The following is a 9,984-nucleotide window of genomic DNA, read 5'->3' as shown; positions in this document are numbered from 1 at the left end:
GTTCCGGCACGTCGACCACGGGGGCCTGCGCCGGTGCCGCCACCGCCGCAGGCCCCCGTGGTCGACGTGCCGGAACCGCGCGCCAACGACATCGTCACCCCGCCGAGCCCGCCGTCGCCGCCCGCGCCGCCGAGCACGATCGAGGCAAGTGTCGATATCTCCTCGAAGAACATGAACCCCCCGCGTTACCCGCCGGCCGCATTCCGTGCAGGTATCCAGGGTGAAGTCATCCTGATCATTGATGTCGACGCCAATGGCAACGTCACCAATGTGTCGGTCGAACGGTCCAGCCGTAACCGTGACCTCGACCGCGCCGCAATGGAAGCAGCTCGCAAGTGGAGCTTCCGTTCTGCGGAGTCGGGCGGGAAGAAGGTCGCAGGTCGCGTTCGCGTCCCGGTCAACTTTGCGCTGAACTGATGGTCGCCGGTGGCCCGCCGGCCACCGCTCCGTCGGTCGTTTACAGCTACACCATTCATCACCACACACAACAAAGGTAAGCGTCATGCTGCAGGAACTCTTCATCGCCGCTGCTGCCGGGGGCAACCCGTCGAATGCCCTCTCGCAGATGGGCTTCGAGCATCTGATCCACGAAATGACCACCAAGCCGGGTGATTTCGCCGTCTCCTGGGTCGTGCTGCTGACCCTGATCATCATGTCGGCCATGTCCTGGTACTGGACCGTCATCAACATCTTCCGTGCTACCCGCCTGAAGAGCGCTGCCGACAAGGTCGTGAGCCTGTTCTGGGATACCCCGAACGCCCAGGACGCCATCCGTGCGATGGAAGAGCAGCCGGCTTCCGAGCCGTTCTCGAAGATCGCTCTGGACGCTGCCCAGGCAGCTGCCCACCACCAGCGTGCCGAAGGCGGCGCAACCGGTGGCCTGGGTGAGAACCTGAGCCGTTCGGAGTTCGTCGATCGCGCCCTGCGTCAGGCCGTGACCCGCGAAAGCAACAACCTGCAGTCGGGCATGACCCTGCTGGCCACCGTCGGTGCAACCGCTCCGTTCGTCGGTCTGCTGGGTACCGTGTGGGGCATCTACGGCGCGCTGATCAAGATCGGTGCCACCGGTTCCGCCTCGATCGACGCCGTTGCAGGCCCGGTGGGTGAAGCACTGATCATGACCGCCATCGGTCTGTTCGTGGCTATCCCGGCCGTGTTCGCCTTCAACTTCTTCAGCAAGATCAACAGCGCCACGATCAGCAAGTTCGATACGTTCGCTCACGACCTGCACGACTTCTTCGCCACCGGTTCGCGCGTTCGCTAATTGCGACGCGCTTTACCTGGCGAGAACGTAGTCAACACGATCTAGACGGAGCCCGTTATGGCTTTCAGTAGTGGTAACAGCGGCGGCCCCATGGCCGACATCAACGTTACGCCCCTCGTGGACGTGATGCTGGTGCTGCTGATCATCTTCATCATCACGGCGCCCCTGATGTCCCACAAGGTCAAGGTGGATCTGCCGGAGGCCAACCTGGTGCAGAACCCGGAAGACGCTGAGAAGCGTTCGGGCCCGATCACCCTGGCAGTCAAGGAAGACGGCTCGATCTACTGGAACGACGAGGAAATCAACAAGCAGACGCTCGAGTCGCGCTTGTCGACCGCCGCCCAGCAGACCCCGCAGCCCCCGCTCAATCTGCGTGGTGACCGCACCACCAAGATGCGTGTCATCAACGAGATGACCAAGATTGCGCAGGAGCAGGGCATGCTCGACGTTGGCTTCGTTGCCACCAAAGAGAAGGGGCAGTAAGCCATGGCGTTCAGTACTGGTGGTAACAAGGGCCCCATGGCCGACATCAACGTCACGCCCCTCGTGGACGTGATGCTGGTGCTGCTGATCATCTTCATCGTCACCGCGCCGATCATGACGTACCCGATCGCCGTGGACCTGCCGCAGCGCGTGCTCAACCCACCGCCGCAGCTGGTCGAGCCGCCGCCGCCGATCGAACTCAAGATCGACGCCAGCAACCAGGTCTCGTGGAACAACAGCCCGGTAGCGACCGGCGAGTTGCAGCAGCGGATGGAACAGGAGGTCCAGAAGGACCCGACGAACCAGCCGGAACTGCGCATCGACGCCAGCCCGGACTCTGAGTACGACGTGATGGCCAAGGTATTGGCCGCCGCGAAGAACGCTCAGATGAAGAAGATCGGCTTCGTACAGCAGTAAATCGCACGACGCAGTCATGACGCGACTGGAAAACACCCCTGGAGACAGGGGCGTTTTTTTATGGGCGGCTGCCGTCCGCCGCGCCGGGTACGCGCGCAACGCACGCGGCCCGCTATCATCCGCCCATGCTCGCCACCTACCCTGCCCTTGCGGCCTGGCTCGACGCCATCCCGCACCTCCGTCCCCTGCTGGTGGCGGCCTACATCCTCTACCTGCTGTGGCTGACCGGCTGGATCATGCTGCAGAAACGCGAGCCGGTGGCCACGCTGAGCTGGATCCTGTCGCTGGCCGCCCTGCCCTACCTGGGGTTGTTCATCTACTACCTGCTGGGCCCGCAGAAGGTGAAGCGGCAGCGCCTGCGCCGCGGTCGCGCGCGCTCGGGCATGGAGCACTACAGCAGCGTGTGCCCGCCCGACGCGGACTGCACCGAACTGGCCAAGATCGCCCAGGCCACGACCGGCCTGGCGCCCACCTCGGCCACCGAGGTGGAGTGGCTGGTGGATGGCGCGGCTACCTACACCGCACTGTTGGCCGCCATCGCGCAGGCGCGCGACCACGTGCACGTGGAGTACTACATCTTCAACCCCGACCATGCCGGCACCGCGCTGCGCGACGCCCTGGTCGAGCGCGCCCGCGAGGGCGTGCGGGTACGACTGCTGCTGGATGCGGTGGGGTCCTCGGCCCTCCGCAGGCGCTTCCTGCAGCCGCTGCGGGATGCCGGTGGTGAAGTGGCGTGGTTCCATCCGCGTCAGCTGCTCAAGCCGTTCAAGCGCCCCTGGTTGAACATGCGCACCCACCGCAAGCTGGTGGTGATCGATGGGCGCACGGCGTTCACCGGCGGGATCAACATCACCGACGAAGAAGACGAACGCCGCCGCCCCGATGCCTACCGCGACCTGCACATGCGGCTGACGGGCCACGTCGTGCGCAGCCTGCAGCTGGTCTTCATCGAAGACTGGATCTACGCCACCGCGCAGCCGCCCGAGCGCTTCGCCATCGCCCAGCTGTGGCCCAACGACATGCCCAGCCGCGCCGACGGCAGCATCGATGCGCAGGTGCTGGTGTCCGGCCCCGACTCGGCCTGGGAGACCATCCACCGCCTGCAAGTGGCCGCCATCCACGAGGCGCGCGAGCGGGTCTGGCTGGTGACACCCTACTTCGTGCCCGGCGAGGCCGCGCGCATGGCGCTGACCTCGGCCGCACTGGGCGGCCTGGATGTGAGTCTGCTGGTGCCGAAGATGAGCGATTCCTGGTTCGTCACCCAGGCCGCGCGCTCCTATTTCGACGAACTGCTGCAGGCCGGGGTGAAGATCTACGAATACGGCCCGCGCATGCTGCACACCAAGGCCTTCATTGCCGACCACGACGTCTGCATCGTGGGCAGCGCCAACTTCGACCACCGTAGCTTCCGGCTCAACTTCGAGCTGTCGATGATGTTCGTGGACGCCGACCGGGTGGCGGCGCTGGAGCGCATCCTGGCGGCCGAGTTCGATGCCTCGGTGCGCGTGCACAACGACCGCAGCCGCTCCCTGTGGCGGCACCGGGTACCGGAAGCATTCGCGCGGCTGGCCTCGCCGCTGTTGTGACCGCGCACGTGGAACCGCACGGGCCGGCGGCGCTACACTGGCGCGGTCAACGGGGAGAATGACGATGCATTGGCTGTTCCTGCTGCTTGCGCTGGGCTGCTTCGCCCTGGCACTGAAGGTGCCCCAGATGTCGCTGATGATGCTCGCCCTGTTCGGTGCGCTGGTGTTTCTGCTGGCGTGGGTGCGCGGGATGTACGTGGCGCGCTTCGGCAACCTCCAGCGCGACATCTCCAGCGTGATCGATCCCACCGAACTGCGCCGGCTGCGCGAACAGGCCCAGGCCCGTCGCCAGCTCGTCGAAGAAGACTCCGACCCCCTGTAGTGCCATGACCCAGCTCAGCGTCAACGTCAACAAGATCGCCGTCCTGCGCAACTCGCGCGGCGGCACCGACCCGGACGTGCTGCAGGCCGCCCGTGCCTGCCTGCACGCCGGCGCGCATGGCATCACCGTGCACCCGCGCCCGGACCGCCGCCACATCCATGCCGAGGACGTGCTGGCGCTGTCAGCGCTGACCACGGCACGTGGCGTGGAATTCAACATCGAGGGCAACCCGTTCGCGCCGCCACGCGAGGGCTACCCGGGGCTGCTGCCGCTGTGCGCGCAGACCCGTCCAGCGCAGGCCACCCTGGTGCCCGATGGCGACGGGCAGCTCACCTCCGACCACGGCTTCGACTTCGGCCGCGATGCAGCGCGGCTGCGCCCGCTGATCGCCGAACTGAAATCCCATGGCTGCCGGGTCAGCCTGTTCGTGGATGCCGGCAACCCGGACCTGGCCCAGGCCGCCGTGATCGGTGCCGACCGCATCGAGCTCTACACCGGCCCCTACGCCGAAGCACACGCGGCCGGCGATGCCCGGGCCATGCTGGCCCTGTTCGCCGACGCTGCCCGCCGTGCGCAGGCCGCCGGCTTGGGCGTGAACGCCGGGCACGACCTCTCGCAGGACAACCTGCGCGCTTTCCTGGCGGCGGTGCCGGACGTCCTGGAAGTGTCCATCGGACATGCGCTGATCAGCGAAGCCCTGTACGCCGGGCTGGACGCCACGGTGAAGGGCTACCTGGCGCAATTGGCCCCCTGACGGCCCTGTAATGGCCGGTGCCGGCCCAGCGGCGATGTCCGATTCTGGCCTGTGGACAAGTATGGGGACCAATTCCGCCGATTTCGGCCAGAACCCAATGGCCGCAAGGCTTTGCCGGTTGACACAAGGCTGTGGTTAGCAATACTACTAATCCCGATCCGTGGGTTACCGCACATGCTTCCCCACCCTGCCGTCGCAGCCACTGAGACACCCCGGCGATAGCCTCGACCGATGGGTATCGCGATCAAAGGCCGAGGTTCCACCACCCACCTGGCGGGCCGCTTCGAGGTCACCGTCAGCGAAGCCGTGCACGATGGCTGGGACGCCGAGGAGAGCGAGGAGTTTCTCGCGCCGCGCCTGCGCACCGAAGTGCGGGCCGAGACCGCGCGCAGCATCATCAGCCGCAATAAGTCGCCGGACGTGGGCTTCAGCCAATCGGTGAACCCGTACCGCGGCTGCGAGCACGGTATCAATACCCCCTAATTGTTCATTGAATAAAGGCTTATAGATCAATCAATTAAGGCGGAAACAGTGAACACATGGGGTGGAAGGAAATGCGTGCAAAGCCGCGACCAACTCGTCGTTCCAGAACGAGTTAGTCAACGTTCGTGTATTGCAAGGAGAGTCAGAGCTCTGCAGCGAGTAACAAGGCAGACATCGACGTGCCCAACCCATCGGCCACGCGCTCCAAAGTGGCGAGAGTGACGTTCTTCTCGCCGCGTTCGATCTTGCTGTAGTAGGCGCGATGCATCTCGATGTGATCGGCAAAGCCCTCCTGGCTGAGCCCCAGAGCAACGCGATGCGCACGGATCACATCTGCAAGTTTTGCTTGATTCGTATGCTCGACCATACGAAGAAGCTTGTGGTTCCAGTACTTTAAAGACTACGCCTCTAAAGGTAGTCTACCTATAAGTACTGGGCGTCTTACTCATGAACTTTTATCTCGTATGTCCGGAATTGGAGTTCACTCTTGAACTCCCCTTCTCGCCCTTGGGCAGGGAGCAAGTCGTCAGGCAAGTGCGTCGAATGCAGGAAGAGGAGGGGCAGGCCAGAAGCTTCGAGTACCGCCTTGCCGAAGAGCTGTCAAAGCTCATCCCTCAACTCACCGATTGGGACATCAAGCCGCCCACCGGTGCACAGATGGCGTACGCGACGTCGCTATGCGCACAGCTGGGCATTCCCCTGCCCGCAGCAACACGCCGATCGCGTGCAATGATGCAAACCTTCCTAGCTGAGGCGAAGTCACTCGCCGGCGAACGCTCCCAATGAAGGTCTTCCGCACGTCATAGCTGTGGATAAGCCTGGGAAGAACCTACTCTGCAGATCCAAGGGTGGCCTACAGCTAACTGAATCTCCTGGTGTTGCAGTACCTGTGATTAGCAATAATACTAACTGCCTGTCCTTCCTGGGTTGGCGATATGGAACAGGATGCTCGAAAGGCACAAGTTCCCATCAAAGGTAGAGGTGCCGCATCTTGCGTCCCAAGCCGCTTCGATACCACAGCAACCGTAGGGGTCGATGATGGCTGGGAGTCCGTCTATCAGGGGATGGAAGACGAGCCGCGATTGCGAACTCAGGTACAGGAAGAGCGAGCGCGGACGGTCATCAGCCGCAACTCGTCGCCCGACGTCGGCTTCAGCGCGTCGGTCAATCCGTACCGCGGGTGCGAGCATGGGTGCGTCTACTGCTTTGCACGCCCTTCTCATTCCTATCTCAGCCTCTCACCTGGCTTGGACTTCGAGACGCGCCTGTTTGCAAAGACGAACGCGCCTGAACGACTCCGAGCAGAGATCAGCAAGTCGAACTACAAGTGCGCCCCAATTGCGTTGGGGATCAACACCGACGGCTATCAGCCGATAGAAAGGAACTATCAAATTACACGCCAATGCCTGGAGGTGCTTGCTGACGCAAAGCATCCGGTGAGCTTCGTCACCAAGAGCGCTCTGATCACCAAGGACATCGACTTGCTGGCCTCGATGGCCAAAGATCGGCTGGTAACGGTCTACTTCTCGGTCACCACGCTCGATAGGAAGCTATCGGCAAAACTCGAGCCACGAGCCGCCGCTCCCCACGCCAGGCTGCGGGCAATGAAACAGCTGCAGGAGGCAGGAGTGCCGGTAGGCGTTCTGATCGCGCCCGTCATCCCCATGATCACCGACCAGGACCTCGAAGCAATCCTTCAGGCCGCATACGAGCATGGCGCGAAGGCCGCCGGCTACGTGCTGCTCAGACTGCCCAACGAGATCAAGGACATCTGGAGAGAGTGGCTCGAGCTGCACTACCCGGATCGAGCCGAGCACGTGCTTAGTTTGATGCGGCAGATGCATGGCGGAAAGGAGTACGACGCCAGCTTCGGCACCAGGATGTCCGGAACGGGCCCGGTGGCCGACCTGATCCGCAAGCGATTTGAGAAGAAGCATCGTGAGCTCGGATTCACCAGGCTGCCAGCGCTGGCCACCCATCTCTTTCAACCGCCTCAGGAAAAGTCTCCCCAGGGGCAGCTCTTCTAGATCTGAAACACTCGGTATGAAGGCCTCAATCTGTAGCATCCGCCTCAGAGCCTCTGCCACGAGCTTCAAAGCGTTCTTTGAAGAGTGGGACCAGGCAAAGATGCCACATCAGCCAGCAAGCATAGATGGAATCACCGGAGTAGGCTTGGCCATCGCTTGTCGTTCCGTGCGCGATGGCGTGGCGAAGCCCCGGGCCGGATCGAGCAAGAAACACTCGCTCGATGTCATCAACCACGGACGCGCTGAAGATGGCCTCTAGCTCACCGCGATGATTCTTGTACAACTGCGTAATGCTCATGTCCTCTTGGGTTCCAGAATCCTCATCGTGACGAACAACATCGACGTCATGTCCTTTCAGGACATAGACCAGCGAGGCCTCCAGCAGCGGAGTCAGGATGAACATGGCGGACGTCATATCACCATGCAGAAACGCCAGAATGCCCTTGGAAAAGGTCTCCGTGAGATCAGGAGGAACGAATGGGCTTTCCCGGCAGAGAGGAAAGACCTCGTCAAGTGTTACTGAGTGCTCGCTGGCCAACTGGTATACGACGACAGCGATCTGACCCCGCACTACAGTCTCTCGGTAGATCCCCTCCTGCCTCGCGATAGCATGCTCCAATGCGGCAGGGTCAATTTTTCGCATGTCCGTTCCCGGAGAACGGAATCGAACATGGCCATCGGAATCGTGCTGCTGAACACCGAACAATGACCCTAATGGATGCTTCCGCATCCCTTCCATTGCCTCTTCCTCAATGACCGAAGTAGGCCGGGGCCGGTGGATAGCAGCAAGCAAGAACAGAGCCTCCTCAATCGAGAGACCCTGAGTCCGATCCTTTACAGCCTTGACCAACTCGCTCAGATCAAACGAGTACTCGAAGGTACCGAACTCATCCTCTGCAGCGGACTGAAGCCGAATCAACTCTATGCGAAGCTCGCGCTTGGAGGCCTTGGCATCAGGCGAAGACAGACCCCGCAGCAAGTCAATGGCCTGCTGTACGAAGTGTGACCCACTCAAATTTCCGCCCAGTGCCCTTCCATGCTCAGCCATACGGCAGCTCGCTTCAAGCATGCATTTCTCGTAGTTGGCAGTGTCCTGCGCACGGCGCCACGCGCGACCCGCACCAACAAGCGCATCGCAAACAGAATGAGGGTCGGTTCCAGAACTGAACCCGCGTGCAGCTACCTCCATACGAGGTGCACAACGCTCCGGCAGATCCAACTCGTAGTCCAAGGCGAGGTTCATCATGGCCAACAGCCCTTGGCTGTCGCCCTCAGACTCAAACTGATCGGCAGACGCCAAGCAGAAAGTTCTAAGCGCCATGAAATTGGAGTCGTCCTCGCGCAGGCGCAGCAGTTCACAGATCTGAAGCCCTCTGCGAAGCGTACTTTTGACCTCGCTAATGGGACGATGATCCGAATCATAATCCCGATGCCTAAGCTCTCGGGTAAGCATCCCATCTGCTACCCGAACATAGGCAAGCACGGCCGCTCTACCAGCATCAACACGGCTCCGCTCGACCAGCCAGGCGAGATCCAAAAGCCGAGCGCAGATCACAGGATTGGGCGACCGTCTCCCCAACTCATCCAGGACTGCGCCACACCCCTTCCAATCGGATCCAATAGCTGTCCGCCGATCACCGAACTCCATCATTGCACTGTAAGGGGTCTTGGGTAGGTCCAGCCTCTGGTGGAGCTGCAAAGCTGAAGCCACCATCCGGAGTACGCGACTTCGCGAAGAGTTGCTCTGCTCGTCGGTACTCCTATCCTCCGCTATAAAAAGATCACCGAGACGATGCGCGGAGGCCTCGTTGGCGAGAAGCTCAGGATCACCGACATTGAAATCAAACGCGTTTGCATCCGAAAGCGAAGCTTCCGTCCAGGGGTAATTGAGACGGTTCATCAGGCGCATTCCCACCAAGTCAGTATGTAGCGATGACGACACGAAGTCGCTGCTGCGAAGACAAGACAGAACCAACTAACCATAGTTGCTGAACGCGTCGACATGGCCAACCGGAAAACTACATCTACGCTAGTGAACCAGAGGATCTATCCCATCCAAGGAGGGTGGATCCACCAATCCTCCCTCATCGACGTAAGGCAGTCTCCGAAATTGTGGTCTCAGGGAACTGGTTCTTCAGCAAAGCCACGATGCCCTCAGGGAAGCCGACCCCTGATCTGAGAGCGGTTCGACAATTCATTGAGCCGCTCATCGCATCCAAGGACATCAAGATTGAGGACGTCGGAAGGGGCTGGTTCATCCGCTGGTAGCGCTGGGTAGTGCCGCCCGCGGATTCGTCGCGAGACGGGACTAGCACGCGTCAGCCAAGCCCTGCGCGCCCCACTGGACCAACATCAGGCAATGCCCGCCGGGCCGCATGGGCGGCCCTGCAGTCACGTTGGTGTTGTTGGGATGGCCCCCAACCTCGATAGTAGATTACTTACCAAGGCTATCCATTGCTGGTGTTGAGAAATTTCGAGTCAGGCGATCAAATAGGTCGGGGGCTTCCGTACACGGACGCCAGCTCGCGTCCAAGAAGCGTTTTCCTACGTAGCATGACTCTCCTACCCTTGCCCTGCCGACACGGCGTCCATTGGCGGGCAAAGCACTACGGTATAGGGCACTCCCCAGCCTGAGATCCGTCCAAGCT

Annotated in this window: 11 protein-coding genes and 1 pseudogene; 10 read left to right on the top strand and 2 right to left on the bottom strand. The window is 61.6% G+C overall.

What is annotated here, in order from left to right:
* The 8 genes and pseudogenes from DBR34_RS01185 to DBR34_RS01150 all read left to right on the top strand — a co-directional run.
* The coding region (locus tag DBR34_RS01185) for an energy transducer TonB (protein WP_146186744.1) at positions 1-417 on the top strand (417 nt) is incomplete at its 5' end.
* A gap of 85 nt (positions 418-502) precedes the next feature.
* The gene (gene exbB / locus DBR34_RS01180; protein WP_038691528.1) at positions 503-1,264 is read left to right on the top strand and encodes a TonB-system energizer ExbB; all 762 of its coding nucleotides are present in this window, start codon (positions 503-505) and stop codon (positions 1,262-1,264) included.
* Between the two features lie 57 nt (positions 1,265-1,321).
* Complete coding sequence (locus DBR34_RS01175) at positions 1,322-1,747, top strand: biopolymer transporter ExbD (RefSeq protein ID WP_038691526.1); 426 nt, start codon at positions 1,322-1,324, stop codon at positions 1,745-1,747.
* A gap of 3 nt (positions 1,748-1,750) precedes the next feature.
* Positions 1,751-2,164, top strand: coding sequence for a biopolymer transporter ExbD (locus DBR34_RS01170; protein ID WP_038691524.1), 414 nt, complete (start codon positions 1,751-1,753; stop codon positions 2,162-2,164).
* Positions 2,165-2,289: 125 nt separating this feature from the next.
* Positions 2,290-3,750 carry a cardiolipin synthase gene (cls, locus tag DBR34_RS01165; RefSeq protein ID WP_128095376.1) on the top strand — a complete coding sequence of 487 codons (1,461 nt, stop codon included), beginning with the start codon at positions 2,290-2,292 and terminating at the stop codon, positions 3,748-3,750.
* Positions 3,751-3,814: 64 nt separating this feature from the next.
* Positions 3,815-4,072, top strand: coding sequence for a hypothetical protein (locus DBR34_RS01160; protein ID WP_128095375.1), 258 nt, complete (start codon positions 3,815-3,817; stop codon positions 4,070-4,072).
* 4 nt (positions 4,073-4,076) lie between these two features.
* A complete protein-coding gene (locus DBR34_RS01155; RefSeq protein ID WP_128095374.1) occupies positions 4,077-4,826 on the top strand; it encodes a pyridoxine 5'-phosphate synthase in 750 nt (249 codons plus the stop codon).
* 231 nt (positions 4,827-5,057) lie between these two features.
* Positions 5,058-5,294 (top strand): annotated as a pseudogene (locus tag DBR34_RS01150) (radical SAM protein); the annotation flags it as partial.
* A gap of 157 nt (positions 5,295-5,451) precedes the next feature.
* Here the strand turns inward: DBR34_RS01150 and DBR34_RS01145 are convergent.
* Positions 5,452-5,676, bottom strand: coding sequence for a helix-turn-helix transcriptional regulator (locus DBR34_RS01145; RefSeq protein WP_111197874.1), 225 nt, complete (start codon positions 5,674-5,676; stop codon positions 5,452-5,454).
* Between the two features lie 80 nt (positions 5,677-5,756).
* Here DBR34_RS01145 and DBR34_RS01140 point away from each other — a divergent pair, with 80 nt between their 5' ends.
* Positions 5,757-6,095: a hypothetical protein gene (locus tag DBR34_RS01140; protein WP_128095372.1), complete on the top strand. Its 339-nt coding sequence runs from the start codon at positions 5,757-5,759 to the stop codon at positions 6,093-6,095.
* Positions 6,096-6,244: 149 nt separating this feature from the next.
* Positions 6,245-7,336, top strand: coding sequence for a PA0069 family radical SAM protein (locus tag DBR34_RS01135; protein ID WP_111197878.1), 1,092 nt, complete (start codon positions 6,245-6,247; stop codon positions 7,334-7,336).
* 25 nt (positions 7,337-7,361) lie between these two features.
* Here the strand turns inward: DBR34_RS01135 and DBR34_RS01130 are convergent, their stop codons facing one another.
* Positions 7,362-9,245, bottom strand: coding sequence for a hypothetical protein (locus DBR34_RS01130; RefSeq protein ID WP_219928195.1), 1,884 nt, complete (start codon positions 9,243-9,245; stop codon positions 7,362-7,364).
* Positions 9,246-9,984 lie beyond the last annotated feature (739 nt).

This window comes from Stenotrophomonas sp. HMWF003, assembly GCF_003061285.1.
Classification (GTDB): Bacteria; Pseudomonadota; Gammaproteobacteria; order Xanthomonadales; family Xanthomonadaceae; genus Stenotrophomonas; species Stenotrophomonas maltophilia_AP.
This window is presented reverse-complemented; position numbering and strand designations above follow the sequence as displayed.

What these genes read in the sequence shown, in the direction of transcription:
- DBR34_RS01145 (WP_111197874.1), bottom strand. Translation starts at nt 5,676, where the DNA reads ATGGTCGAGCATACGAATCAAGCAAAACTTGCAGATGTGATCCGTGCG.
- DBR34_RS01140 (WP_128095372.1), top strand. Translation starts at nt 5,757, where the DNA reads ATGAACTTTTATCTCGTATGTCCGGAATTGGAGTTCACTCTTGAACTC.
- exbB (WP_038691528.1), top strand. Translation starts at nt 503, where the DNA reads ATGCTGCAGGAACTCTTCATCGCCGCTGCTGCCGGGGGCAACCCGTCG.
- DBR34_RS01175 (WP_038691526.1), top strand. Translation starts at nt 1,322, where the DNA reads ATGGCTTTCAGTAGTGGTAACAGCGGCGGCCCCATGGCCGACATCAAC.
- DBR34_RS01160 (WP_128095375.1), top strand. Translation starts at nt 3,815, where the DNA reads ATGCATTGGCTGTTCCTGCTGCTTGCGCTGGGCTGCTTCGCCCTGGCA.
- DBR34_RS01135 (WP_111197878.1), top strand. Translation starts at nt 6,245, where the DNA reads ATGGAACAGGATGCTCGAAAGGCACAAGTTCCCATCAAAGGTAGAGGT.
- cls (WP_128095376.1), top strand. Translation starts at nt 2,290, where the DNA reads ATGCTCGCCACCTACCCTGCCCTTGCGGCCTGGCTCGACGCCATCCCG.
- DBR34_RS01130 (WP_219928195.1), bottom strand. Translation starts at nt 9,245, where the DNA reads ATGCGCCTGATGAACCGTCTCAATTACCCCTGGACGGAAGCTTCGCTT.
- DBR34_RS01170 (WP_038691524.1), top strand. Translation starts at nt 1,751, where the DNA reads ATGGCGTTCAGTACTGGTGGTAACAAGGGCCCCATGGCCGACATCAAC.
- DBR34_RS01155 (WP_128095374.1), top strand. Translation starts at nt 4,077, where the DNA reads ATGACCCAGCTCAGCGTCAACGTCAACAAGATCGCCGTCCTGCGCAAC.